The sequence below is a fragment of the Arthrobacter sp. B2060 genome, assembly GCF_059090445.1.
The window spans coordinates 130,693-155,962 of record NZ_JBNHFR010000003.1 but is presented as its reverse complement, the minus strand read 5'-3'; the positions used below and the strand labels follow the sequence as shown (position 1 = coordinate 155,962).

Below are 25,270 nucleotides of genomic sequence, written 5' to 3'. Positions count from 1 at the left end.
TGTAGTGGTGTAAAACCTGGTGTTGGTTGTGGAAGTCAGCGCGACAGGCCGCTGATGATCATGATGACGCCGGCGATAAGTGCCAGGGCCCCGAGGGCCAGCACTCCCAGCTGAAGAATGCGGAGACGTTGTGCCCGGGCGAGGCCTGCCGTGGCAGCATCCAGCGGTTCCAGGCCATAGGCGGACTTCGCCGAAACCGGCGGAAGCCCGGTGAACTCCTCAACCGCATCCGCATCCCGGCCCGCGGTCGTCCGGGGAGCGGCGGCCGGTGCAGCGGCGGCCTTGGCGGCAGCTTCAGCACGCGCGATCACCCGTGCTCGTCCCGTGGACGTCGCACTGCCCGACGCCTTGGACGGGCGGGAACCACGCGCAGGGATGCGTGGCCCGGGATTGGTCACCACGGGAACATACGATGTGGCCGGACGCTTCATGACGGGGCGGTCCACGCCGGGCACCTGGACGAACTCCAGCGGTGTCACCATCGCCAGGTTACTGGCGGTCGACGGATCGTTCTGAGGCGGCGCCGGGGTGTTCTTTTCCGCCAGCTTCTGCTTGGCCAGTGCGCGCTTGTTGAGCACGGCAGCGCGTTCCGCAAGAGCGATCTGCTCTGCCAGGATCTCAGGATCCACAGCTTCAGGATCCGTTGCCGCGATGTGCTCCATCTTCGCGATCTGGTTCTTGGCCTGTTCGGCGATGAGGGCCCGCGCCTCAAGGGCCTGCTCAACGGTCATACCGTCGGGCAGGTCCTGGGGAAGCCCGGAGGGCGGTTCCGGCGAAGCTGGCTTCGGGGCCGCCTGTGGCTGCGCGGCTGCGGGCTGTTGGGCCGGTCCCTGCGGGTGGGCCGGCCCCTTTCCGGAAGCAGGGCCCTTTCCGGAAGCGGAGCCTTGACCGGAAGCGGGCGGGACCACCGGAATGGCCGACGTGACGGCCTGTTCCAGCTGCTGGAGCCTGAGCTGGCGCCGCGTGGGAGGCCCGCCGGCTGAGAGCTGTCCTTCCTTCTCCGCAAGTTCCTTGATGGTGCGGAGCGCGGCCCGGTCCCTGGCCCTGATCTGGGATGAGCGCTCGGCCGCCGAACTGGCCGGAACCGAATCCACGGGACCTGGCGCTACGCGCCGGACACGTCCCGTCGCTGAGGACGGACGCGTTGCACCCGCGCCCCGGGCAGTGTCCGTCTTGCGGCGATCCGCAGGCACTTGGGGTGCAGGCTGCTTAGGGGCAGGCCGGGCTGGTTCAGTCTGTTTCGTGACAGGCTGCTTCGCGGCAGGTTGTTTTGTCGCAGGGGTTACCTCACCGGCACCGGCGGTGCTGGCGTCCCGGATCTGACCCTGGGCTGCATCTCTGGCCTTCCGTAATTCACGGCGGCTGCGGATGGGAGGCTGTTCCTGACTCATTAAAAACTCATTCAGTGCTGGCGGGATCGTCTGTCTCGGTAAGCTCAGAGCTGGTTTGTTCGGCCGGCGGTGCGGCATACAGGCCGTACTTGGCGATGTACTGAACGACGCCGTCCGGAACCAGGTACCAGACCGGGTTGTGCTCGGCCACCCGTGCCCGGCAGTCCGTCGAGGAAATCGCCATGGCCGGCACCGTCAGGAGGCTGACATCGTCGCGGCCCATGCCGTCGAGTTCGTGCCCGGGGCGCGTGACTCCCACGAAGTGGGCCAGCGACCAGAGCTCGTCGATATCTTTCCATGACAGAATCTGCGCCAAGGCGTCCGCGCCGGTAATAAAGAACAGATCAGCGTCGGGGCGCTGGCGCCGGAGGTCACGCAGGGTGTCGATGGTGTAGGTGGGACCGGGACGGTCCACATCAACCCTGCTGACGGTGAAGCGCGGATTCGATGCCGTCGCAATCACGGTCATCAGATAGCGGTGCTCCGGCTCGCTGACTTTCTTGCTCGATTTCTGCCACGGCTGGCCGGTCGGGACGAACACAACTTCGTCCAGTCCAAACTTGGCTGCCACCTCACTTGCCGCAACGAGGTGGCCGTGATGGATGGGGTCAAACGTCCCACCCATCACGCCCAGCCTCAGCCGGCCTTGCCGGCCGCCGTGGTGCAATGCGGCGGAAATGTTAGTGGCCTTGGCCGTGGTCGTGCTTGTTGGGGTGCTGGCGGTGCGGGTCTGCATGCTCGTCAACCGGGGTGTGGCGGTTGCCCAGGTTCGTGTAGGACAGAGTAACGAACATCATGACCAAAAGGATGGCAAAGATCGCAATGCCGAAGACCCAGGGTTCAGCCCACAGCGGGGCCCGTTCTTCGTGTTGGGCGGCGGACAAGGCGATCTGCTGGAACAGCATTTTCTCCCCTAGGGCTGAAAGGATGACGACGGCGGCGTTTCCCGCCGTTCCGGACTTCTGTATATGTTACCGCGTTGTTTGACGCGGTATTGGCGGCGCTAGCCGCGGACCTGGCCCTCGCCCTGCACGATCCACTTCGTGGTGGTGAGTTCCGTGAGGCCCATCGGACCGCGGGCGTGAAGCTTCTGGGTGGAGATGCCGACCTCGGCCCCCAGCCCCAGCTCGCCGCCGTCGGTAAAGCGCGTGGACGCGTTCACGATCACCGCGGCAGAGTCGATCTCCGCGATGAAGCGCTCGGCGTTCCCCAGGTCGTTGGTGAGAATGGCCTCGGTGTGCCCGGTTGTCCACGTGCGGATGTGCTTCACGGCCTCGTCGAGGCTGTCCACCATGGCCACGGCCAGGTCCAGGTCCATGTATTCGGTGGCCCAGTCCTCATCGGTGGCCGGCACGGATTCGACGGATGCGGGGAGCGCCGCCCGGACCCGCTCATCGGCATGGAGCCTGACTCCGGCCTTGCTCAGTGCAGCCGCCACCGCCGGAAGGACCTTGGAGCCGGAGTGGACCAGAAGCGTTTCCACCGTGTTGCAGACGCTGGGACGCTGGGTCTTGGCGTTGAGGAGGATCTCCACGGCCATGTCCTCGCTGGCTGACTCGTCAACGAAGATGTGGACGTTGCCCTCGCCGGTCTCGATAACCGGGACGGAGGAGTTGTTGACCACTGTCTGGATCAGTTCACGCCCGCCGCGGGGAATCAGCACGTCAACACGGCCCCTGGCACGCATGAGCACGTTGGCGCCCTCGCGGCCGTACTGGTCCACTGTCTGGACAGCATCGGCGGGGAGGCCGACGGCGGTGAGAGCCTCGCGAAGGACGCTGATGAGGGCCTCGTTGGTGGCCGCGGCCGCGGTTCCGCCGCGAAGGATAACCGCGTTGCCGCTCTTGAGCGCTAGTCCTGCGATATCCACGGTGACGTTGGGGCGTGCCTCATAGATGGCTGCAACAACGCCCATGGGAACATTGACCTGGCGCAGGCGCAGGCCGTTCGGCAGGGTCTGGCCGCGGACTACGTTGCCGACAGGGTCGGGAAGGCCCGCGAGGTTTTCCAGGGCGCCGGAGAGAGCCTCGATGCGGGCGTCGTTGAGGGTCAGCCTGTCCAGCAGGGCGGCCGACGTTCCGTTGGCGCGGCCCGCCTCTACATCCTTGCTGTTGGCCGCGAGGATGTCAGCCTTGCGCTCGAGGAGGGCGCTCCCGATGGCCCGGAGGCCCTTGTCCTTCAGGGCGCGGTTGGCGCGGGACATGCTGCGGGCAGCCTGGCGGGAACGGTCGGCGATCGCGTACACGGCCGCTTCGACCTCAGCGGGTGAAGGCTGGCTGTTTTCCGGCGTGGAGGGGACCTGCGTAGCGTCGGTGGATGTCTCTGCTGCTTGGTTCATCAGTGCCTCAGTCATCATTCAAGTCTAGGTGAGTCTGGCCGTTAGACCAGAACCAGGTCGTCTACGTGGACAACTTCACGGTCGAAACCGCGGCCCAGGGACTCCCCCAGTTCCACGGTGGAACGGCCCAGCATCTGTGGCAGCTCGTCGGCTGAATAGTTGACAAGGCCGCGGGCAATGACGGTGCCGTCGGGCGCAACCATTTCGACGGCGTCGCCCGATTCAAAGTGGCCTTCAACGGAGGTAATACCCGCCGGCAACAGGGAGGCGCCGTTGTCCCGGACGGCCCTCACGGCGCCGTCGTCAAGAATCAGGCGGCCCTGCACGTGTGCCAGATGGGCGAGCCACATCATGCGCACGGACTTGCGGCCGCTGTTGACGGAGAACCAGGTTCCCACGTCTTCGCCGGCCAGGGCGGCGGCCGCGTTGGCCGTTGAGGTGACAAGGGCGGGAATGCCGGAATCGGCGGCCATCGTGGCGGCCTCGACCTTGGTTTGCATCCCGCCGGTGCCGACGCCAGCCTTGCCGGGGCTGCCGATGTTCACGCCCTCCAGGTCCTGGGGGCCGTCAACCTGCGGGATCCGCTTGGCGCCCTTGGCGGGCGGGCCGTCGTACAGGGAGTCGACGTCGGAAAGCAGCACCAGCGCATCGGCGCGGACCAGGTGGGCCACAAGGGCCGAGAGCCGGTCGTTGTCGCCGAAGCGGATCTTGTGGGTGGCGACGGTGTCATTCTCGTTGACCACGGGGACCACACCCAGGTTCAGCAGACGGTTCAATGCCCGGAACGCGTTCTGGTGGTGGCTGCGCCGCATCAGGTCATCCGCGGTCAGCAGCACCTGGCTTACAGTGACGCCGTGCGCCGCGAACGCGTGCGTGTAGCGGGCCATGAGCAGCCCCTGCCCCACGCTGGCTGCGGCCTGTTGCGTCGCCAGGTCGCGCGGGCGCTTGACCAGGCCCAAGGGCGCCAGCCCCGCCGAGATGGCACCGGAGGAGACCAGAATGATCTCGGTGCCCTCGTTGCTCTTGGCAGCCAGCGCATTGGAGAGCTCGATCAATGCCTCTTCGGAGATTCCGCCCTTGATGCTCGTGAGCGACGACGATCCGACCTTGACGACAATGCGGCGGGCCCTGGCGAGCATGCTGCGGTCGTCGGTTCTTGGTTCCTCGATGACAATTGCGGAATTATCAGACACGTGTGCGGGTTCACTCCTCATGTTGGGTGTTCAGTCCACTCTCCTTGAGCGGCCGTGCGGCACGGCGCCCGCTGACTGATTCGGTCCAGATACCCGCCTTGCGCTCGGCTTCAAGCTCAGCGCGTGCCGCTGCTTTGGCCTCACGGCGTTCGATCTGTTCCTCACGCTTCTGGCCACGGGTGGGCCGGTCCCCGATGTCTGCAAAGCGGACATCGGTGCCGCGCGGCGACGCCAGCAGTTCGGCGCCTGCCATCATGGTCGGCTCCCAGTCGAACACCACGCCGTCGTCGTCACCGATCACTACGGTGTCGCCGGGCTTGGCGCCCTGCTTGAACAGCTCGGTTTCAACACCAAGCTTGGCCAGCCGGTCCGCGAGGTAGCCAATGGCCTCCTCGTTGGTGAAGTCAGTCTGCTTGACCCAGCGCACGGGCTTCTCACCCAAAACGCGGAACAGCGGCTCCAGGTTCTTTTCCTCGCGGCGGATCTTGAAGCCGGCCTCATTGACTGCGCGGGGGCGCAGCACAGGCGCGTGCACCTTCGGCGGCGTTGCCGCCACCGAGTCACGGGCGGTCTTGACGATCTCCGCCATGGCGAATCCGAGTTGCCGGAGACCTTCGTGGCTCGTGGCCGAAACCTCGAACACGCGGTAGCCCCTCGACTCCAGCTCCGGGCGGACGAACTCGGCCATGTCCTTGCCGTCAGGCAGGTCGACCTTGTTCAAAGCCACCAACCGGGGCCGGTGGTTCAGCGGAACAACCTCGCCGTCGTTGCCGGCATAGCTCATGTCAACGGCATACTTTTCGAGTTCAGCTTCGATAATGGCGAGGTCGGAGAGTGGATCTCTGTCAGATTCCAGCGTACCGCAGTCCAAAACGTGAACCAAAGCGGCGCACCGCTCGACGTGGCGCAGGAAGTTGTGTCCCAGGCCCTTGCCTTCACTCGCGCCTTCAATGAGACCGGGGACATCGGCGATGGTGAACCGCACGTCGCCGGCCTGCACGACGCCGAGGTTGGGGATAAGCGTAGTGAAGGGATAATCGGCGATCTTGGGCCTCGCGGCGGACATCGCTGCGATCAGGCTTGACTTGCCAGCGGACGGGAAGCCGACCAGGGCGATGTCTGCGATGGACTTCAGTTCCAGCACGATGTCGCTGGACTCGCCCTCGATGCCGAGCAAAGCAAAACCCGGCGCCCGGCGCTTCTGGGACGACAGCGCTGCGTTGCCCAGTCCGCCGAGCCCGCCGGCCGCGGCGATGAACTCGGTGCCTTCGCCGACGAGGTCCGCCAGGACCTCGCCGTCCTTGGTCTTGACGACCGTGCCGTCCGGGACCGGAAGGATCAGGGTTTCGCCGTTCTTGCCGCCGCGCCAGTCGCCCATGCCGGGCCCGCCGTTGGTGGCGTGCCGGTGCGGGGCATGGTGGTAGTCCAGCAGCGTGGTGGTCTGGGAGTCCACGCGGAGGATGACGTCTCCGCCGTTGCCTCCGTTGCCGCCGTCGGGGCCGCCAAGCGGCTTGAACTTCTCACGGTGCACCGAGACACAGCCGTGGCCGCCGGTACCGCCGGATACGTGCAGTACTACCCGGTCTACAAAGCTCGCCACGGTGAATCTCCTCTGTGCTTAATCCGGACGTTCTGGACGCCCAAATTGATTGTAATGCGGTTAAAAGACCAGTGGAGCGGGCCATCATGGCCCGCTCCACCGGTTCAGATCCTGTTGTTACTCTGCAGCTGCAGCAGCAACGATGTTCACGACTCGACGGCCGCGGCGGGTGCCGAATTCAACAGCGCCTGCCTGCAGTGCGAACAGCGTGTCGTCGCCACCGCGGCCAACGCCTGCACCGGGGTGGAAGTGGGTGCCACGCTGGCGGACGATGATCTCGCCTGCGGAAACTACCTGGCCGCCGAAGCGCTTGACGCCGAGGTACTGGGCGTTGGAGTCACGACCGTTGCGAGTGGAGCTCGCGCCTTTTTTATGTGCCATTTGGAATGCCTGCCTTTAAATTCTGGGGAATCTGCTGAAAACCTGAACAGTAACCAGAGGTTACTTGATACCGGTGATCTTGACCTTGGTCAGTTCCTGACGGTGACCCTGGCGCTTCTTGTAACCGGTCTTGTTCTTGAACTTCTGGATGACGATCTTCGGACCACGGAGGTCCTGGAGGATCTCAGCCGTAACAGTTACCTTGGCCAGGTCCGCAGCTGCGGATGTGACCTTGTCACCGTCTACCAGGAGCAGTGCGGGCAGCTCAATGGTGCTGCCAGCTCCACCGGCGACGCGGTTCAGGGTAACGAAGTCTCCAACGGAAACCTTCTCTTGGCGGCCGCCTGCGCGGACAATCGCGTACACCACTTGGGAACTCACTTCTCTCGACGTTTATTACTAAATTTGCGTGCGGAACCTGGGTCCAAAGGTGTTTGGTCCGGCTCTCGCTGTGCCTCAACGCCGTGGATTCCCCGGGGGAATCCGTGAGCTATCCCCGGAACAATGCCGATTGGAATTCCAAAAGGACCGTTCCCGGGGTCATAACCCAAGTGTTGGCGTAAGCACCGAAGATCTAGAATACGCTAATTTCGTCTTCGGCCGCAAATGAGGCTGGTTTCGGCGGGTTGTCCGTGATAAGCACCACAGGGCTGTTGCACCGACCTGCCGTCACCGTGCGCGTTTATCTTACCGGCTCCTGCGCCGGAGACCGTTCAGCTGTGGAGCCGCGGCGCGTCGAAAAAATCCACCTCGTAGCGGCAGGACTGCCTGAATGCGGTCAGCATCAGGCTGCGTTCTGCGTCGGACGCCGTGCGGCCCGCGGCGTCGGTGATGGCGATGGCCTGCCGGGTGGCCTCTGCAAAGCCCTCGTCGGCGTAGGTGCGCAACCACTCCGCGTACGGGTGCCCTTCAGGGGCGCCCGCTGCGAGGAATTCGGCGTGCAGGGTCTCCCCCACTTCGGCGTAAAGCCAGAAGCACGGGAGCACCGCGGCCACGAGCACGGCATAGCTCCCCGAGGCAGATGCCGCCACCAGGTGGTCCACATAAGCCTTGGTGACCGGCCCGAGGTCAGGCAGCACCATCCGGGTGCTGAGCCAGCTGCGGTGCAGCTCGGACTCCACTTCGAGGCACTGCTGCGCAGAACGGGCCCAGAAGAGCTGCTCGGCCTCGGTGGGGGCCAGCGCGCTGGCCCGTGCCAGGACGCGCGAGTATCCGTTGAGGTAGATGGCATCCTGTGCGAGGTAATAGGCGAACTCGCTTTCGGGAAGCGTGCCTTCAGCCAGCCCGCGGATGAAGCCCAGGCCGTAGATCGCGTCCAGATCCGCGGCAGCCTCCGCATGGAGCAGTTCCGCGAAACTGCCCTCAGCGCCAGTTCCCGGGGACGCCAGGTGGTGGAAGTGGTGAACCGGCCCGTTGCCGTGTCCAACCTCAAGCTGCCCGGAGGAACGGAGGGCCTCTTCCAGCCAGGGCTTGACGGTGCGGAGTGACTGTTCCCAGTCGCCCACACGGGCCTGCACGGTGGCCATCGCCGAGGACAGGGAGCATCCGGTCCCGTGGCTGTTGCGGGTCGGCACCCGCTGGCCGTCCACCACGACGACATCGGCCGAAAGGGCGCCGCCCGTATTCACCAGGGCGTCGGGGCAGTCGGCACCGTCCAGGTGCCCCCCTTTGACGAGGACTGTGGCCCCCGTTTCGGCGGCCAGCCGTTTGCCCTGCTCCAGCGCGTCCGGCCAGGTGGAGGCCTCCGGCTCCCCGAGCAGCATCGCAAGCTCGGCGAGGTTGGGCGTGATCAGGTCGGCCAGCGGCAGGAGTTCCTGCAGTGCCGCCTCGGCGGACTCCTGCAGAAGCCGGTCCCCGCTGGTTGCCACCATCACGGGGTCAAGGACGACGACGCCGGGGCGCACCTTCTCCAGCCAGCCCCGCACCGCGGCAATCACCTGTGCGTCGCCCAGCATGCCGATCTTTACGGCGTCCACGGCGATGTCGTCACTGATGGCGGTCAACTGTGCCGTCAGGAACTCGGCCGGGGGGACATGGACGGCGCTGACCCCCCGGGTGTTCTGGGCGGTCAGCGCCGTGATGGCCGCCATTCCGTAGCCACCCGTGGCGGCGATGCTTTTCAGGTCCGCCTGGATGCCGGCTCCGCCGGACGGGTCCGAGCCGGCAATGGCCAGGACGCGGGGAATGCTGCGGGTGGGCGGCACAGCCTCCCCCGACGCGGGCTGGACAAGGTTCAGGGCAGATGGTGAAGACAAAGGAGACATCCCTTCGCCGGTGCTAACCGGTCAGGTTCAACGGGTTTGGATCTCAGCCGGCTCCGTGCGCGGCACCCCGTGTCAGTCCCCCAGCCTAGCGGTTTGCTCGCCTTCGGGCACTGCATTGCAGTTTGCGACCGGCATCCCCGCAAGGTGCCGGGGCAACAGCCCGCAGACGTTCCCTGGCGCAAAAGCACAACGGGCCGGTGCCGCAGTTGCGGCACCGGCCCGTTGAATCAGGTCAGTTCACACGGAAACCCGTCCGGTTCAGAGCTCGGACGCAGGCACGCCGACGCCCAGAATGATCGGCTCGCTGGCAGGCTTCGGGGCAGCGGCGCTGCCTGAATCCGGCGCCTTGGCTTCGTGCGAGTGCCCGGCTGCTGATGCCGGAGCGGTCTCGTGGTGTTCCACGGACGTCTCGTTGGCTGCGCCCTGGGCCCGGCTGGCACTGCGGTTGCGGCGCGGCCGGCGCGTGCGGGTCTGCACCGCAGAGTGGTCAGCGAACCGGTCGGCGTCGTGGTCCGCGCCTGCCGGGGCAGGTCGCGTTCCGACGGGCGCTGCCGGCTCGGCAGGCGTCTCCCCAGGGGCAGGTGCGCGGTCCGCCGTCGGCTGCTCCTCAGCGGGAGCGGCCGGCGCGCCGAGGTGCGCGAACGCCTCCTCCAGCCGGTCCAGCGTCAGGGCAGGAGGTTCGGAGGCCGGCTCGCCGGCGTGCTCGACGAAAGGAAGCACGACTTTCTCGCCGCCAAAGGTCAGCACGGCGCCGGGACGGCCTGAAACGCTCTCCGTCTCCGGGGTACGGTGCACCGCCGGGCTTTCCGGACCGGACGGCGCCGGGGCAGCGGCAGCGCGCTGGGCTCCTGCGGACGCGGCCTGGTGGGCGGCGTCCTCGTGGAGATGCGCTGCATGGGCAGCGGCCGCGATGTTGGCGAGTGCGGCCCGTGTCGCCTCAGCCTTGGCGTGGCGCTCGGCCTCCGTCGGCTCATGGTGGACCGTAGCAGGTGCGGCGGGGCCCGTTTCCGCAGGAACCTGACCGCCCTTGCCGCGCCGGCGGCTCTTGCGTTCGGTCCGCACGGCGGGCTGGTGCTCCGCCCGCGGAACGTGGTGCTCGGCCGCAACAACGTTGGCCCGCCGGTGTTCCACGGGCTCGTCGTGGGTGACCACGCCGCGGCCGGCACATACCTCGCACTGTTCGCCAAAGACTTCCAGCAGGCCGGTGCCCATGCGCTTGCGGGTCATCTGGACGAGACCCAGTGAGGTCACTTCCGCCACCTGGTGCTTGGTGCGGTCACGGCCCAGGCACTCCACCATGCGGCGCAGCACGAGGTCCCGGTTGGACTCCAGGACCATGTCGATGAAGTCGATCACGATGATTCCGCCGATGTCCCGCAGGCGCAGCTGGCGGACAACTTCCTCTGCCGCCTCCAGGTTGTTCTTCGTGACGGTTTCCTCGAGGTTGCCGCCGCTGCCGGTGAACTTTCCGGTGTTGACGTCCACCACGGTCATAGCCTCGGTGCGGTCAATGACAAGCGAACCGCCGGAGGGCAGGAACACCTTGCGGTCCAGAGCCTTGTGGATCTGCTCGTCAATGCGCCAGGCCGAGAAGATGTCCTGGTCCTTGGTCCACTTCTCAAGGCGTCCGACAAGGTCCGGGGCAACGTAGGTGACGTAGGCCTCGATCGTGTCCCAGGCTTCGTCGCCGGAGACGATCAGCTTGGAGAAATCCTCGTTGAAGACGTCGCGGACAACCTTGATGGTCAGGTCCGGTTCGCCGTACAGCAGCTCGGGAGCGAGGACCTTGGTGGACTTCGCCTGGCTTTCGATGCCCTCCCACTGCGCCCGGAGGCGGTTGATGTCGTGCGTCAGCTCTTCCTCCGACGCGCCCTCGGCCGCTGTGCGGACGATGACGCCGGCATCCTCGGGCAGGCGGTCCTTGAGGATCCGCTTCAGGCGGTTGCGTTCGACGTCGGGCAGCTTGCGGGAGATGCCCGTCATGGAACCGCCGGGCACGTATACCAGGTAGCGTCCGGGCAGGGAGATCTGGCTCGTCAGGCGTGCACCCTTGTGGCCCACGGGGTCCTTGGTGACCTGGACGAGGACGGAGTCCCCGGACTTCAGGGCGTTCTCGATGCGGCGCTGCTTGCCCTCGAGGTTGACCGCTTCCCAGTTCACTTCACCGGCGTAGAGCACGGCGTTGCGGCCGCGGCCGATGTCAACGAAGGCCGCTTCCATCGACGGCAGGACGTTCTGGACCTTGCCCAGGTAGACGTTGCCGATCAGCGAGTCCTGCTGTGTCTTGGACACGAAGTGCTCGGCCAGCACGCCGTCCTCGAGGACACCGATCTGGATTCTGTCGTCGCGCTGGCGCACGATCATCTGCCGGTCAACTGACTCGCGGCGGGCCAGGAACTCGGCCTCGGTGATGACGGTGCGGCGGCGGCCGGTGTCGCGGGATTCACGGCGGCGCTGCTTCTTCGCCTCGAGCCTCGTGGAGCCCTTGACGCTGGTCACGCGGTTGCTCACAGCAGGCTCACTGGGAACGCGCGGCGCCCGGACGCGGGTCACCGTGTTGGGGGGATCGTCGTCTCCCCCGCCGGTCAGCTCGATGTCCTGGTCACCGCGGCGGCGGCGGCGCCGGCGGCGGGACGTCACACCTTCGTCGCCCTGGCCCACGGTCTCTTCGTCGGCGTCCTCGGACGCGTCTGCGCCCTCGGCGTCGGCTCCGGAGTCGTCGCGCTCCGAGCCGTCACGGTCAGCGCGGTTCCGCCCCCGGCGGCCGCGGCTGCGGCGGCGGCGGCGTCCGCCCTCGTCGTCCTGCTCGTCCTCGCCGCCTTCGGCCTCCGTGTCCTCCGCGGCGGGAGTGGCAGCCGGGCGGATCACGGTGTTGAGGTCGGGCGCCTGGAAGATGATGGACGTGACCGATGCCGGCTCCAGGAAGAGGGAACCTGCCGGAGCGGCCGGCGACGGCTCCTCCTCGGTCTCGGCTGCATCCTCAGCTTCAGCTTCGGCGGCCTGCGCGGCGGCTGTCTCCGCCTGGATTTTTTCGACCGGCGTTTCTTCGACCCGAGTTTCCACGGCAGAAGTTTCAGCAGCGGACCCGGCCGTTGGGGCTTCGGCGGCTTCTGCCGAGGCAGGCGCCGCTGACACGGGCGCTGCCTGCTCTTCAGTGGCGGGCTGTTCGGTGGCGGGCTGTTCGGTGGCGGGCTCTGCAGTTTTGGGCTTGGCAACGCGGCGGCGGCGCACAGGCTTGGCTTCAGGCTCTACGGCCGGCTCGACGGCGGTGGGCTCGACGGCGGCCGCTTCAGCGGGTGCCCCGGCGGCTGCCTCTCCGCCCGCCCCTTCGACGAAGGCGGGGAGCGGCTCGTCAGCGGCCTTCTTGCGGGAACGCGTGCGACGCACCGGGGCTTTGGCCTCCGCAACGGCAGCTTCCACCGCCGTCACTTCGGAATGCGCTGCATCCACCGGTTCCGACACAACGGACTCCGCCGACAGCGCGGGCTCGCCGAGGACAGGCTCCTGCAGCGCCGGTTCCGGCAGCGACGCCTGGGCCTCGGGTTCCTTTGCCTTGGGCGCTGCCTTGCGCCGTGTGCGGGTGGCCTTCTTGGGGGCTTCCGCTTCCCCGACGGCGGCCGGATCTTCATTAACGGCGTTTACCTGGTCATTATCCATATGTGGCGACACTCCTGCCCCTGACATGCCGCCACATCCGGCACCCGTTGGGGCACATATTGTCAAAACCCGCAGGCGTTGACAGAAGTCAATTGGATACCCTCAGGTTCGCACCGGCAGTGGGGTGCGGCAGCCCTGAAAGGCCGGCGGGAATGTTACTGGAACCCGTTGTTTCTGCAATCCACAACCAGGTGCCGTCCAATGGAATGCGGGAGGCAGGATTTCCGTTATCCGGGCCTCCGCTGCGTCTCATTGGCGGTCTTGGGAACAAGCCACCGGACTGGAACCCGAATGTGGTTCACGTTCCAGCCACGTTCATTCTCTCACACAGCAGTTCGAAATCGCCGTCATTGTGTGACAGACACAGTCAAGGGAGCCGGGAGTGCCCGCCGCACCAAGCTTGCACCCAGACTGCGGCGATACAATCTGGGCAGGAGCACCCCAGACAAAGGACGCCACCCCATGCCCAGCATTCCGTCTTCCACCGGTACGGATTCCGAGCACGACTACGCCGATGAAACCCTGCGGCGCCCGGCAGCTGCCGAGGCTGCAGGACCGGCCATGACGCGTGACCGCCCGTTCGGGTGGCTGCTGGTCATCACCGGCATCGTGGGATGGATCGCGTCCGGCATCCTGGTGCTGGAGAAGCTCGAGGTTCTCAAGGATCCCAACCACACCACCGTCTGCGACGTGAACCCGTGGATCTCCTGCGGCCAGGTGATGCAAACGCCGCAGAGTTCGGTCTTCGGCTTCCCCAACATGTTCATCGGCATAGTGGCCTTCGCCGTGATCATCACCGTCGGCATGGCGCTGTTGTCCGGCGCCCGCTTCAGCCGCTGGTACTGGCTGGGACTGCAGACCGGCGTCACGCTCGGTTTCGCCTTCGTTGTGTGGCTGTGGTTCCAGGCCCTCTATGAGATCCGCATCCTGTGCCCGTTCTGCATGGTGGTGTGGGCTGCCATGATTCCCCTCTTCGTCTGGGTCACCGTCCGCAACGTTGTCCGCGGGGCCATCCCGGCGCCGGCGGGTGTGGCCAAATTTCTCGGCGACGCCGGATGGATCATCACCGCGCTGCTCTACGTGGCAGTCATCGCCACGATCTTCTTCGCCTTCATCCAGGTGTTCATCGGCACCTCCGGTTTCTAGGCCAAAAGAAAAAGCGCGAACTGGCAGATAACGCCCTCAAAAGCTGATTTTGAGGGCATTTGCTGCCAGTTCGCGCTTAGGCGCTGTTCTAGGCCTGGAACCAGATCTTGATTTCGCGCTCGGCCGAGTCGACGGAATCCGAGCCGTGGACCAGATTCTGCTGGACCTTCAGGCCCCAGTCCCGGCCGAAGTCACCGCGGATGGTGCCCGGCGCCGCCGTCGTGGGGTCGGTGGTGCCGGCCAGCGAGCGGAACCCCTCGATGACGCGGTGGCCTTCGAAGATCGCAGCGACCACAGGGCCGCTGAGCATGAAGTCAACCAGCGGCTCGTAGAACGGCTTGCCCACGTGCTCTTCATAGTGCTGCTCCAGCAGCTCCCGGGTGGCGTTGACCTTCTTGAGCTCGGCCAGCGTGTAGCCCTTTGCCTCGATGCGGCCAAGGATTTCGCCGGTCAGGTTCCGGGTGACGCCGTCAGGCTTGATCAGGACGAGGGTGCGCTCAATGCTCACAGCTGCTCCAATGCGGTTGGTTGTGGGTTTCCGGGTAATTCTACGGGTTCTGGCCGGCGCCTTCATCGCGGCGTCCGTCCGGATGCCCGGCTTCCCATTCCGCCTGTTCCCGGGCTCTTTGCGCGGCTTCCCGGTCGATCCGGATGCCAGTCCGGATCCCGTACCACCAGGCCAGCGCAAACAGGGCGCCGACGAGGAACATCATCGGCTCCACGAACCCGGCGAGGATGAGCACCAGCTGTAGGATCCAGCCGAGGCCAACGCCCCACGGCTTGGACAGGACGGCGCAGGCCAGCACCAAAACCACGCTCAGTCCGATGCCCACCGACAGGATCAGGACCGGGGACACCTCGCTGCGGCGCAGGCCGAACACGGCCAGTGTGGCGAAGAACGCCACGAAGGCTTCCAGCAGGAGCACAGTGGAGGCGAACATGACCTTGGTGGACCGGCGCTTCTTCGGCATGCCCGGCCGCCATTCGCGCTGGGCCTTAGTGAGCCGTGCCATCAGGCTGCCGTCTTCCCGAGAAGGATGCGCGCGTCAGCCACCAGCGTGATGGAACCCGTCACCAGAACGCCGCCGGCCAGGTCCTCGTTGGCCTCCGCGCGTTCCACGGCCCATTCCAGCGCATCGTCCAGCTTCTCGGCGATGTGGATGTTGTCCTCGCCAAAGCCAAGGTCGACGGCGATCTCCGCCAGTTCCGCGGCGGGAACCGCCCGCGGGGAGTTGGACTGGGTGAAGCAGAATTCCTCCGCAAGGCCGCCGAGTGACTCCTTGAGCTGGCGCAGGATCTCCTCGGCGTCCTTTTCCTTGAGGACACCGACCACAACCACCAGCTTGCTGAAGCTGAAGGCTTCCTCGATGGCTTCGGCCGTGACCCGGATGCCTTCCGGATTGTGCGCCGCGTCCACAATGATGGTGGGTGCAGTCCGCATGACCTCCAGGCGCCCCGGGGACGAGACGGTGGCGAAGGCCTCCTGCAGGACTTCTGCCGAAAGCTCCTTCTCTCCCCCGCCCAGGAAGGCCTCGAGAGCGGCGACAGCCACGGCCGCGTTCTCAGCCTGGTGGGATCCGTGCAGCGGCACCATCAGCTCCGGGTAGCGTCCGGCGATGCCCTGGACGGTCACCACCTGTCCGCCAACCGCAACCTGCCGGGATTCGACGCCGAATTCCACGCCTTCGAACTTGAACGGCACCTGGACTTCCCGGGCTTTCTCAAGCAGCACCTGGGCGGCGTCCACCGGCTGGGCGGCGCTGATGAGGAAGCCTCCGGGTTTGATGATGCCGGCTTTCTCGTAGGCGATGTCCTCGGTCGTGTCGCCGAGCAGGTCGGTGTGGTCCAGCGAAATGGGCGTCACCACGGCCACTTGGCCGTCGCCCACGTTCGTGGCGTCGGTGATGCCGCCGAGCCCCACCTCCATGATCGCCACGTTCACCGGTTGGTCAGCGAATACGGCGAAGGCCAGGATCGTCAGGCATTCGAAGTAGGTCAGCCTGGGCTGGCCCTCGGCCGTGAGCTCGTTGTCCACGATCTCCAGGTAGGGCCTGATCTCATCCCAGATGCGCACAAACGTCTCATCAGACACCGGCGCCCCGTCCAGGCTGATCCGCTCCGTGACCTTGGAGAGGTGCGGACTGGTGTAGCGGCCGGTGCTGAGGCCGTGGGCGCGCAGGCCGGCCTCGATCATCCGCGCGGTGGAGGTTTTGCCGTTGGTGCCGGTGATGTGGATGATCGGGAATGCCTTGTTCGGCTCCCCCAGCACGTCCATGGCCCGGAACAGCGGCGCGAGCCGGGGCTCCATCTTGTTTTCCGGCGCCCGGCCCAGCAGCTCGGCGTAGACGCTCTCCACTGAGAATTCGTCGGTCATATGTTTCAGGCCTCTGCTTTTTCGACGGTGACTTTTTCGACACCGATGCGGGGTTCTCCGGAGTCGGCAGGAACGGTATCCAGCTCCAGCGTCAGGGTTTCGGTTTTGACGAGTTCGGCGTTGGCCAGCAGGGCGTCCAGCACGCTCTGCACTGCGGTGACCGAGGTCCGGATCCGGTCGCTCACGTTGAGTCCGGCGTCCTTGCGTGCCTGCTGGATGGAGCGGACCATGTCCCGCGCCAGCCCTTCGGCCTCAAGCTCCGGGGTGACCTCGGTATTCAGAACGACGAAACCTCCGCCCGGTAGCACCGCTACGGAGGCCGAACCGCCGTCGGACTCGGCAACCACCGTCTCCAGCGTGTATTCCTGCGGCTCCAACTCAAGCCCGCCGGCTGTCACCACACCGGCGTCGGAGACGGACCAGTCACCGGACTTGGAGCCCTTGATGGCGAGCTGGACGTTCTTGCCCAAGCGAGGGCCCGCCGCGCGGGCGTTCACCACGAGCTTTTGTTCGATGCCGAATTCCTCCGGAGAGGCGCTGGCGGCGTCAAGGAGACGCACCGAGCGCAGGTTCAGTTCGTCGGCGACGACGGCGGCGAACCCGTTCAGTGCATCTGCACCGGGTGCCACAACAGTGAGTTCCTGCAGCGGCAGGCGCACGCGCAGGTTCGCTGCCTTGCGCAGGGATGATCCGGTGGAGCAGATCTGCTGCACCCGGTCCATCGCTTCCACGAGCGCGGTGTTGGCCGGGAACAGCTCGGCGTCCGGCCAGTCGGCCAGGTGCACGGAGCGCCCGCCGGTGAGGCCGCGCCAGATTTCCTCGGACACGAGCGGCAGCAGGGGGGCAGCGACGCGGCACACGGCTTCCAGGGCCGTGTACAGGGCGTCGAAGGCGTCGGCGTTCTCGTCGAAGAAGCGTTGGCGGCTGCGGCGCACATACCAGTTGGTGAGCATGTCCAGGTAGCTGCGGAGTTCATCGCAGGCCCCAGAGATGTCGTAGCTGTCCAGCTGGGCGGTCATGTTGCGGACCAGGTCCCCCGTATTGGCCAGCAGGTACTGGTCCAGGGTGTCGGCGTAGCCGTCGTAGCGCAATTTGGCGTCGTAGCCGGCAGCTGTACCGTCCACTACGTTGGATGCGTTGGTGTACAGCGTGAAGAAGCTGTACACATTCCACAGCGGCAGGATGACCTGGCGGACACCGTCGCGGATTCCCTGTTCGGTGACCACAAGGTTGCCGCCGCGCAGGATGGGACTGGACATGAGGAACCAGCGCATCGCGTCGGAGCCGTCCCGGTCCAGCACCTCGGACACGTCCGGGTAGTTGCGTAGGCTCTTGGACATCTTCTGGCCGTCCGAGCCCAGCACGATGCCATGGCTGATCACGTTGCGGAAGGCGGGGCGGTCGAACAGCGCCGTGGACAGGATGTGCAGCATGTAGAACCAGCCGCGCGTCTGCCCGATGTACTCCACGATGAAGTCAGCCGGGTTGTGGGTGTTGAACCACGCCTCGTTCTGGAACGGGTAGTGGACCTGGCCGTAGGGCATGGAGCCGGAGTCGAACCAGACATCGAGCACGTCCTCCACGCGGCGCATGACGGACTGGCCCTCTTCCGGGGTGCGCGGGTCATCCGGGTTCGGCCGGGTCAGCTCGTCGATGAACGGGCGGTGCAGGTCAACCTGGCCGTCCTTGTTCAGCGGAAGCCGGCCGAAGTCGGCCTCGATCTCGGCGAGCGAGCCGTAAACGTCCGTGCGGGGGTATTCGGGGTCCGTGGACTGCCAGACGGGGATGGGGCTGCCCCAGTAGCGGTTGCGGCTGATGGACCAGTCGCGGGCGTTGGCGAGCCACTTGCCGAACTGGCCGTCCTTGACGTTCCCGGGGATCCAGTTGATCTCCTGGTTCAGTTCGGACATGCGGTCCCGGAACTTGGTGACTTCGACGTACCAGGAGGAGACGGCCCGGTAGATCAGGGGGTTGCGGCAGCGCCAGCAGTGCGGGTAGCTGTGCTCGTAGCTGGCCTGGCGGACCAGGCGGCCCTGGGCGCGCAGCACCTGGGTGATGGGCTTGTTGGCCTCGAAAACCTGCAGCCCGGCGATGTCGTGCAGGTCGCCATGGGCGAACAGGTGCAGGAACTTGGCGCCTTCGTCGACGGACAGGATGACCGGGATGCCGGCTTCCTCGCAGACCTTCTGGTCATCTTCACCGAAGGCGGGTGCCTGGTGGACGATGCCCGTACCGTCGGTGGTGGTGACGTAGTCGGCCACGAGGAACTGCCATGCGTTCTCGGTGCCGAACTTCTCGGTGTCGCTGAAATCGTGCCACAGCGGCTCGTAGCGGAGGCCCGCAAGCTCGGCGCCGGTGTGGGTGGACGTCACGGCGGCGGCAGCGGCAGCCACGCCGTCGGCACCGTCACCGTAGCCCAGGTCCTTGGCATAGGTGCCGAGCAGGTCGGCGGCGAGCAGGAAGCTGCCGGTGACAGGGGCATCAGCAGATGCTGCCTTGATGCCGTTGGGACCGGCGGGGAGCACGGCGTAGGTGATGTCGGGCCCGACGGCGAGCGCCAGGTTGGTGGGCAGCGTCCAGGGGGTGGTGGTCCAGGCGAGCGCCTGCACGCCGGCCAGCTGCCGGGAGAGCTCCGACTCCCCCGCCTTCACGGGGAACGTCACGGTGACCGTCTGGTCCTGGCGGTTCTTGTAGACGTCGTCATCCATGCGCAGCTCATGGTTGGACAGCGGGGTCTCGTCCTTCCAGCAGTACGGCAGGACCCTGTAGCCGTTGTACGTGAGGCCCTTCTCGTGCAGCTGCTTGAAGGCCCACAGCACAGACTCCATGTACTCGACATTGAGCGTCTTGTAGTCGTTGTCGAAGTCCACCCAGCGGGCCTGCCGGGTGACGTAGCTCTGCCACTCGTCGGCGTACTTCATGACTGAGGCCCGGCAGGCGTCGTTGAACTTGTCGATGCCCATGGCCTCGATCTGGGTCTTGTCCGTCATGCCCAGCTGTTTCATCGCTTCCAGCTCGGCGGGCAGGCCGTGGGTGTCCCAGCCGAAGCGGCGCTCGACGCGCTTGCCGCGCTGGGTCTGGTAGCGGCCCACCAGGTCCTTGGCGTAGCCGGTCAGCAGATGGCCATAGTGCGGCAGGCCGTTGGCAAAGGGAGGGCCGTCGTAGAAGACGAACTCGTTGCTGCCAGGGGTCCCGCCGGGAAGGTCCGCGCTGCGCTGGTCGATGCTCGCCTGGAAGGTGCCGTCCTCGTCCCAGTACTTGAGGATCCGCTCTTCGATCTCCGGAAACTTCACGGAGGCGGATACGCCTGAGGCGTTGGTGCCTGACGGTGCGGCAGAGGCCTTGGGGTAATAGGTCATCTCGACATCCTGGGTTGAGCTGGTGAACAAGTGGATCATTCAGGATGCGAGGACGGCCCGTGCACTGCCGGCCGGCTTTCACCGTCCAACGCACCGGTACCGCGGTACCACCTCACTTACCGGGACTGGGACCGCCCCTGGGGGCTGTTCCGGCACCGGCCGCTCAATTACTGCTGTGACGGGCTTACCCGTCCGGTTCTAGTTGCCCTGGCACGCGGAGGCGCACCGGGTGTTCTTCCGGAAGCTCGCCGGTGATGGCCGGGTCAAAGCTGTTGGTACAAGTCTAACGGCTGCGCTCGCGGACTCCCTAACCGGTCAGGCCCTGCAGAAAACCCGCCCGGCCCGGCAGTGCGGGCATCCTGCTCCCTTTCCTGCCTAGACTCGATGCCATGACCGCCCCCGCCGCCGGACCGGCCCAAAACGGCCCCGCCCGCCCACAACCTGCCGCGCTCCCACACGGCGCGCTCTTCGCGTGGCGGGTGCTGGCGCTGGCCGTTATGGTGCCGGTCGTGTCCCTGTCGGTCTTTCGGGCCGTGCCGGGGCAGTGGCCGACGCCGGTGGTCCAGCTGCTGTCCTTCACCCCATGGCTGGTGGTCCCGGCAGTTCTGGCGCTTGGCCTGGCGCTGGCAAGCCGCCGCACCTGGATCACCGTTGTGGCCGCACTCCTGCTGACCGCCCAACTGTTCTGGCTCTTCCCGCTGGACGCCGGCCGCGCAATTCCCGATGCCTCCCGTCCCAGCACCGAGCTCACGGCCATGAACATCAACTCACAGTTCGGCGAAGCGGATGCTGCGGAGGTCGTCCGGCTGGTCCGGGAGAACGGCGTGGAACTGCTCGCAGTCCAGGAACACACGCAGGGATTTGAGGACCGGCTGGCGGCCGAGGGGCTCGGAAGCCTGCTGCCCAACAGGGTCAGCAGCCCCACGGACGACGGCGCCGGCAGCGCACTGTATGCCGCCCACCCCATGGAGCCCGTGGGGCTCCTACCCGACACGCCATTTCAGATGCCGACGGTCCGCCTCACTGTTCAGGCCGCGGGCCGCACCAGCAGCGTGGAGGTCACCAACGTGCATGCGCTGCCCCCTGTGGACGTCCGGATCGCACAGTGGCGCAGCGACCTCGCGGCGCTGGGACGCCTGGCCCAGGACGGTCCGGTAGCCCAGAACGGTGCCGTGGTCCAGGACGGGTCCCGGGGCGGCACAACGGTGCCCGACGGTGCACCAGCCGTCAACCGCCTGCTCATTGGCGACTTCAATGCCACCTACGACCACTCCGAGTTCAGGGCGCTGCTCGACGGCGGCCCGGGCGCGAAGCTGGTGGACGTGGGGACCGCGGCCGGGCGGCGGCTGACCCCCACCTGGCCGATGGAAGGCGTGCCGCTGCCGGGCATTGCCATCGACCATCTCGTCACGAGCCCACAGATCGTGAACTCCGGCTACGCGGCGCACCGGGTCCTTGGAACCGACCATGCCGCGGTCCTGGCCACCCTGGGCATCCCGGCGGGAGACTAGCTTCGGCGGCAGTCCGTCAGGCCTGCTTGCGGATCAGCTTGTGGTTGGCGGCCTGCGCTACGGGCCGCATCACGATCTGGTCCAGGTTCACATGGTGCGGCGCGCAGACGGCGTATCGCACCACATCCGCCACGTCCTCGGCGGTCAGCGGCTTTTCCACGCCCTGGTAGACGTTTTGGGCCGCCTGCTCATCGCCCAGCCGCATGAGCGCGAATTCCTCGGTGCGCACCAGCCCCGGTGCCACTTCAATCACGCGGACGTTGTTTTCGGCCTCCTCCAGCCGCAGGGCGTTGGTCATGGCGTGCTGGGCGAACTTGGCTGCGTTATAGCCGGCGCCGCCCTCATAGGCCACGAGCCCGGCCGTGGAGGTCAGGTTCAGGACAGTACCTTCGCCGTGTTCGCGCAGCATCGGCAGGAAAGCACGGGTCAGTTTCATGGTGCCCAGGACGTTGACCCGGTACATCCACTCCCAGTCATCCGTCTGTGCCTGTCCCACGGGATCTGCGCCGCGGGCTCCACCGGCGATGTTGATCAGGGTGTCGATCCCGCCGCCGGCGGTCACTTCAGCCAGGAGCCTGGCGACGTCCGCGTCCTCGGCAATATCGGCAGGAACAGCGACGGCGCCAGTCTCGGCTGCCAGCGCAGCCAGCCGCTCCTGGCGCCGGGCCACGGCGTAGACGGTCCATCCCTCAGCCTTCAGTGCACGGACTGTTGCCTCACCAATGCCGGTGCTCGCACCGGTTACTACAGCTGCCTTAACGTTCGATGCCTCAGTCATGGCACCACCCTAACGGCATTCGGGGAACGTCTCAGCGCTGCCGTGACTGCAGGAACTCCAGCAGCACCCGGGCATGGTTCACTTCCGGATCCCTGGCGCCGTACAGCAGGGTCACCTTGCCGTCCCGCGCCGCCAGGTCCAGCAACTGCCCCACCGCGGGGTTCTGTTCCAGTTCCGCTTCATACTGTTCCCGGAAGTCGGCGAAGCGCTCCTGCATGTGGGCGAATTCCCGCCGCAGGGGCGGGGACGGCGCGATCTCCTTGAGCCACAGCTCAAGGGCCGCACGCTCCTTGCTGACCCCGCGCGGCCAAAGCCTGTCCACCAAAACCCGGCAGCCGTCGTCGTCCGCGGGTTCGTCATAGATCCGCTTGGTCGCGAAGCGACCGTGTGCCTTGCCCATACCGGGCATGCTACTGCAGGGGCCACGGACACCGCCGCTGCAAGAACCAGGCGGCGGCCATGAAACAATTGCTCCATGGCTCAAGCAAATCAGGGTACAGACACGCCCACCACCGCCCCTATCAACGTTCCGGACAAGCCCGCCCTCGAAGGGCTCGAAGCTGCCCTGACGCAGCGCTGGCTCGAGGAAGGGACCTACAGGTTCAACCCGGACACCACCCGGGAGCAGGTCTACTCGATCGACACTCCCCCGCCGACTGCATCCGGTTCCCTGCACGTGGGCCACATGTTCTCCTTCACGCAGACGGACGTCCAGGCCCGTTACATGCGCATGACCGGCAAGAACGTCTTCTACCCGATGGGCTGGGACGACAACGGCCTCCCCACTGAGCGCCGCGTCCAGAACTACTACGGTGTCCGCTGCGACCCTGCCATCCCGTACAACCCGGATTACCAGCCGCCGGCACAGCCAGCGAAGAACCAGCGGGATTTCGACGTCGTCTCCCGGCAGAACTTCATCGAGCTCTGCGAGGAACTCGCCGTCGAGGACGAGAAGGTCTTCGAGAACCTGTTCCAGACTCTCGGCCTGTCCGTCGACTGGAACCTCACCTACCGCACGATTGACGACACCTCCCGTGCCGTGTCCCAGCGCGCATTCCTTGCCAACCTGGCCGCGGGTGACGCCTACATGGCCGAAGCCCCCACGCTGTGGGACGTCACGTTCCGCACGGCCGTGGCCCAGGCCGAACTCGAGGACCGTGAGGTGCCGGGCGCTTACTACCGCTACCCGTTCTTCACCGCCGACGGCGAGAAGATCTTCGTGGAGACCACGCGTCCCGAGCTCCTGGCCGCGTGTGCCGCGCTGGTGGCGAACCCCGACGACGAGCGCTACCAGCCGCTGTTCGGCAAGACCGTGAAGTCCCCGATCTTCGATGTCGAACTGGAAGTCAAGGCCCACCCGCTGGCCAAGGCGGACAAGGGCTCGGGCATCGCGATGGTCTGTACCTTCGGCGACCTGACCGACGTCACCTGGTGGCGCGAACTCCAGCTGCCCACCCGCGCCATCGTGGGACGCGACGGCCGCATCCTCGCCGAGACGCCGGACTGGATCACCACCGACGCCGGCCGCGAGGCGTACGCAGCCATCGCCGGAAAGACCGTCTTCTCCGCGAAGGAAGCCGTGGTGGAGCTCCTCACCGCGGCCAACCTGCTGGATGGCGAGCCCAAGAAGATCACTCACCCGGTGAACTTCTTCGAAAAGGGCGACAAGCCGCTCGAGGTTGTCACCTCCCGCCAGTGGTACATCCGCAACGGCGGCCGCGACGAGGACCGCCGCGGGCGCCTGATTGCCCGCGGGCACGAGATCGATTTCCACCCGTCCTTCATGCGTTCCCGGTACGAGAACTGGATTGCCGGCCTCAACGGTGACTGGCTGGTCTCCCGCCAGCGGTTCTTCGGCGTGCCGATCCCAGTCTGGTACCCGCTGGACGCCCAAGGCAACCCGGACTACGACGCCCCCATCCTGCCTTCCGACAAGCAGTTGCCGGTGGACCCTGCCGCGGATGCGGCGCCTGGCTTCGACGAGTCCCAGCGCGACCAGCCCAACGGGTTCACGGGCGACGCCGATGTGCTGGACACGTGGGCCACGTCCTCCCTGACGCCGCAGATCGTGGGCGGCTGGAGCCGGGACGAGGACCTGTTCAGCAAGGTTTATCCGTTCGACCTCCGCCCCCAGGGCCACGACATCATCCGGACCTGGCTGTTCTCCTCGGCAGTCCGTGCGGATGCCCTGCAGAACTGCGCCCCGTGGAAGCATGCCGCCATTTCCGGCTGGATCCTGGACCCGGACCGTAAGAAGATGTCCAAGTCCAAGGGCAACGTCGTTGTGCCGACCGATGTCCTGAACGAGTACGGCTCCGACGCCGTGCGGTACTGGGCGGCTTCCGCCAAGCTGGGCGCCGATACGGCCTACGAGATCGCGCAGATGAAGATTGGCCGCCGCCTGGCCATCAAACTGCTGAACGCCTCGAAGTTCGTGCTGAACCTTGGCGCCACGGAGAACTCCGTGGTCTCCACGGACCTGTCCGTGCTGACCAATCCCCTGGACCGGGCGCTCCTGGCCCAGCTCTCGGATGTGGTGGCGCAAGCCACCAAGGCGTTCGACAACTACGACTACGCCCGGGCACTGCAGATCACCGAGAGCTTCTTCTGGCAGTTCACGGACGATTATGTGGAGCTCATCAAGGACCGTGCCTACGGGGCCGCCGGCGAAACCGAGCAGGCCTCCGTGCTGGCCGCACTGGCCACAGCCCTGGACTCGCTGCTCCGCCTCTTCGCCCCCTTCCTGCCCTTCGCTACGGAGGAAGTGTGGAGCTGGTGGCGCACGGGGTCCGTGCACCGGGCCGCGTGGCCGTCTGCGTTGCAGATTGCCGACGGCGACACCGCCATGCTGGGGACAGTGGGCGTTGCGCTCAGCGGCATCCGCAAGGCCAAGTCCGAGGCCAAGGTCAAGCAGCGCACCGAGGTGCTCACCGCGACGATTACGGCCACCGCCCCGCTCGTGGCCCAACTCCGGGCAGGCCTCAATGACCTGAAGGCTGCGGCGAACGCCCAGGAAATCGCGCTGGAGACCGGCGAGGGAGAGCTCACCGTCAGCGACGTCGTGCTCGTTCCCGCCGAGGAGAACGCGCCGGCCTGATTGGCACCCTGACAACAGTAAAGCGACAACAGTAAAGCCCCATCAGCGTCCGGCTGGTGGGGCTTCTGTTTTCGGAAACACTTCTGGGGCAAACCTTTTGACGGCAAACCTGCTTTAAGGCCCACCTGTTTTAGGGCAAAGGGGAAGCCCCATCAGCTTTTTGCGGTTGGTGGGGCTTCGA

Annotated in this window: 19 protein-coding genes and 1 riboswitch; of the genes, 3 read left to right on the top strand and 16 right to left on the bottom strand. The window is 66.2% G+C overall.

Going from position 1 to position 25,270, the window contains the following annotated elements:
- Positions 1-35: 35 nt before the first annotated feature.
- From AC5RUM_RS07495 to AC5RUM_RS07450, 10 genes are all read right to left on the bottom strand, one after another.
- A complete protein-coding gene (locus tag AC5RUM_RS07495; RefSeq protein ID WP_494034346.1) occupies positions 36-1,391 on the bottom strand; it encodes a hypothetical protein in 1,356 nt (451 codons plus the stop codon).
- A 7-nt stretch (positions 1,392-1,398) separates the two neighbouring features.
- On the bottom strand, positions 1,399-2,127 hold the full coding sequence (gene nadD, locus AC5RUM_RS07490; RefSeq protein ID WP_494034345.1) for a nicotinate-nucleotide adenylyltransferase: 729 nt from the start codon (positions 2,125-2,127) through the stop codon (positions 1,399-1,401).
- The gene (locus AC5RUM_RS07485; RefSeq protein ID WP_494034344.1) at positions 2,072-2,296 is read right to left on the bottom strand and encodes a hypothetical protein; all 225 of its coding nucleotides are present in this window, start codon (positions 2,294-2,296) and stop codon (positions 2,072-2,074) included. The genes nadD and AC5RUM_RS07485 overlap by 56 nt, the downstream gene beginning before the upstream one ends.
- A gap of 98 nt (positions 2,297-2,394) precedes the next feature.
- On the bottom strand, positions 2,395-3,744 hold the full coding sequence (locus tag AC5RUM_RS07480) for a glutamate-5-semialdehyde dehydrogenase (protein ID WP_494034343.1): 1,350 nt from the start codon (positions 3,742-3,744) through the stop codon (positions 2,395-2,397).
- A 26-nt stretch (positions 3,745-3,770) separates the two neighbouring features.
- Positions 3,771-4,868 (bottom strand): glutamate 5-kinase, encoded by a 1,098-nt coding sequence (gene proB, locus AC5RUM_RS07475; protein ID WP_494034564.1) that lies wholly within the window; start codon positions 4,866-4,868, stop codon positions 3,771-3,773.
- A 64-nt stretch (positions 4,869-4,932) separates the two neighbouring features.
- On the bottom strand, positions 4,933-6,522 hold the full coding sequence (gene obgE, locus AC5RUM_RS07470) for a GTPase ObgE (RefSeq protein WP_494034342.1): 1,590 nt from the start codon (positions 6,520-6,522) through the stop codon (positions 4,933-4,935).
- 117 nt (positions 6,523-6,639) lie between these two features.
- Positions 6,640-6,903, bottom strand: coding sequence for a 50S ribosomal protein L27 (gene rpmA, locus AC5RUM_RS07465; RefSeq protein ID WP_003803426.1), 264 nt, complete (start codon positions 6,901-6,903; stop codon positions 6,640-6,642).
- Positions 6,904-6,963: 60 nt separating this feature from the next.
- Positions 6,964-7,272, bottom strand: a complete 309-nt coding sequence (gene rplU, locus AC5RUM_RS07460) for a 50S ribosomal protein L21 (RefSeq protein WP_003803420.1) — start codon at positions 7,270-7,272, stop codon at positions 6,964-6,966.
- A gap of 344 nt (positions 7,273-7,616) precedes the next feature.
- On the bottom strand, positions 7,617-9,167 hold the full coding sequence (gene thiD, locus AC5RUM_RS07455; RefSeq protein WP_494034341.1) for a bifunctional hydroxymethylpyrimidine kinase/phosphomethylpyrimidine kinase: 1,551 nt from the start codon (positions 9,165-9,167) through the stop codon (positions 7,617-7,619).
- Positions 9,150-9,247, bottom strand: a riboswitch (TPP riboswitch). (Overlaps the previous gene by 18 nt.)
- Positions 9,248-9,425: 178 nt before the next feature.
- Positions 9,426-12,824, bottom strand: a complete 3,399-nt coding sequence (locus tag AC5RUM_RS07450; RefSeq protein ID WP_494034340.1) for an Rne/Rng family ribonuclease — start codon at positions 12,822-12,824, stop codon at positions 9,426-9,428.
- A gap of 462 nt (positions 12,825-13,286) precedes the next feature.
- On the opposite strand from AC5RUM_RS07450, the gene AC5RUM_RS07445 reads away from it, so the two are divergent.
- On the top strand, positions 13,287-13,970 hold the full coding sequence (locus tag AC5RUM_RS07445) for a vitamin K epoxide reductase family protein (protein WP_494034339.1): 684 nt from the start codon (positions 13,287-13,289) through the stop codon (positions 13,968-13,970).
- A gap of 88 nt (positions 13,971-14,058) precedes the next feature.
- Here the strand turns inward: AC5RUM_RS07445 and ndk are convergent, their stop codons facing one another.
- From ndk to ileS, 4 genes are read right to left on the bottom strand one after another with little or no spacing between them, the layout of a single operon-like run.
- Positions 14,059-14,478: a nucleoside-diphosphate kinase gene (ndk, locus tag AC5RUM_RS07440; protein ID WP_400575739.1), complete on the bottom strand. Its 420-nt coding sequence runs from the start codon at positions 14,476-14,478 to the stop codon at positions 14,059-14,061.
- Positions 14,479-14,518: 40 nt separating this feature from the next.
- Entirely contained in the window at positions 14,519-14,983 is a 465-nt protein-coding gene (locus AC5RUM_RS07435) for a DUF4233 domain-containing protein (protein ID WP_494034338.1), read from the bottom strand.
- A complete protein-coding gene (locus tag AC5RUM_RS07430) occupies positions 14,983-16,344 on the bottom strand; it encodes a bifunctional folylpolyglutamate synthase/dihydrofolate synthase (protein ID WP_494034337.1) in 1,362 nt (453 codons plus the stop codon). Before AC5RUM_RS07430 ends, AC5RUM_RS07435 begins: the two co-directional genes overlap by 1 nt.
- Before the next feature lie 5 nt (positions 16,345-16,349).
- Positions 16,350-19,703 carry an isoleucine--tRNA ligase gene (gene ileS / locus AC5RUM_RS07425; protein WP_494034336.1) on the bottom strand — a complete coding sequence of 1,118 codons (3,354 nt, stop codon included), beginning with the start codon at positions 19,701-19,703 and terminating at the stop codon, positions 16,350-16,352.
- Between the two features lie 389 nt (positions 19,704-20,092).
- On the opposite strand from ileS, the gene AC5RUM_RS07420 reads away from it, so the two are divergent.
- A complete protein-coding gene (locus AC5RUM_RS07420) occupies positions 20,093-21,214 on the top strand; it encodes an endonuclease/exonuclease/phosphatase family protein (RefSeq protein WP_494034335.1) in 1,122 nt (373 codons plus the stop codon).
- 16 nt (positions 21,215-21,230) lie between these two features.
- On the opposite strand, the gene AC5RUM_RS07415 is transcribed toward AC5RUM_RS07420, so the two are convergent.
- Positions 21,231-21,992 (bottom strand): SDR family oxidoreductase, encoded by a 762-nt coding sequence (locus tag AC5RUM_RS07415; RefSeq protein ID WP_494034334.1) that lies wholly within the window; start codon positions 21,990-21,992, stop codon positions 21,231-21,233.
- A gap of 31 nt (positions 21,993-22,023) precedes the next feature.
- The gene (locus AC5RUM_RS07410; RefSeq protein WP_494034333.1) at positions 22,024-22,392 is read right to left on the bottom strand and encodes a DUF488 domain-containing protein; all 369 of its coding nucleotides are present in this window, start codon (positions 22,390-22,392) and stop codon (positions 22,024-22,026) included.
- 75 nt (positions 22,393-22,467) lie between these two features.
- On the opposite strand from AC5RUM_RS07410, the gene valS reads away from it, so the two are divergent.
- Positions 22,468-25,089 (top strand): valine--tRNA ligase, encoded by a 2,622-nt coding sequence (gene valS / locus AC5RUM_RS07405; RefSeq protein ID WP_494034332.1) that lies wholly within the window; start codon positions 22,468-22,470, stop codon positions 25,087-25,089.
- Positions 25,090-25,270 lie beyond the last annotated feature (181 nt).

Coding starts and splice junctions, on each gene's coding strand:
- ileS (WP_494034336.1), bottom strand. CDS start 19,703: ATGACCTATTACCCCAAGGCCTCTGCCGCACCGTCAGGCACCAACGCC.
- proB (WP_494034564.1), bottom strand. CDS start 4,868: ATGCTCGCCAGGGCCCGCCGCATTGTCGTCAAGGTCGGATCGTCGTCG.
- AC5RUM_RS07410 (WP_494034333.1), bottom strand. CDS start 22,392: ATGGGCAAGGCACACGGTCGCTTCGCGACCAAGCGGATCTATGACGAA.
- valS (WP_494034332.1), top strand. CDS start 22,468: ATGGCTCAAGCAAATCAGGGTACAGACACGCCCACCACCGCCCCTATC.
- AC5RUM_RS07435 (WP_494034338.1), bottom strand. CDS start 14,983: ATGGCACGGCTCACTAAGGCCCAGCGCGAATGGCGGCCGGGCATGCCG.
- AC5RUM_RS07495 (WP_494034346.1), bottom strand. CDS start 1,391: ATGAGTCAGGAACAGCCTCCCATCCGCAGCCGCCGTGAATTACGGAAG.
- AC5RUM_RS07480 (WP_494034343.1), bottom strand. CDS start 3,744: ATGACTGAGGCACTGATGAACCAAGCAGCAGAGACATCCACCGACGCT.
- thiD (WP_494034341.1), bottom strand. CDS start 9,167: ATGTCTCCTTTGTCTTCACCATCTGCCCTGAACCTTGTCCAGCCCGCG.
- rpmA (WP_003803426.1), bottom strand. CDS start 6,903: ATGGCACATAAAAAAGGCGCGAGCTCCACTCGCAACGGTCGTGACTCC.
- AC5RUM_RS07485 (WP_494034344.1), bottom strand. CDS start 2,296: ATGCTGTTCCAGCAGATCGCCTTGTCCGCCGCCCAACACGAAGAACGG.
- AC5RUM_RS07430 (WP_494034337.1), bottom strand. CDS start 16,344: ATGACCGACGAATTCTCAGTGGAGAGCGTCTACGCCGAGCTGCTGGGC.
- AC5RUM_RS07450 (WP_494034340.1), bottom strand. CDS start 12,824: ATGGATAATGACCAGGTAAACGCCGTTAATGAAGATCCGGCCGCCGTC.
- AC5RUM_RS07420 (WP_494034335.1), top strand. CDS start 20,093: ATGACCGCCCCCGCCGCCGGACCGGCCCAAAACGGCCCCGCCCGCCCA.
- AC5RUM_RS07445 (WP_494034339.1), top strand. CDS start 13,287: ATGCCCAGCATTCCGTCTTCCACCGGTACGGATTCCGAGCACGACTAC.
- AC5RUM_RS07415 (WP_494034334.1), bottom strand. CDS start 21,992: ATGACTGAGGCATCGAACGTTAAGGCAGCTGTAGTAACCGGTGCGAGC.
- nadD (WP_494034345.1), bottom strand. CDS start 2,127: ATGCAGACCCGCACCGCCAGCACCCCAACAAGCACGACCACGGCCAAG.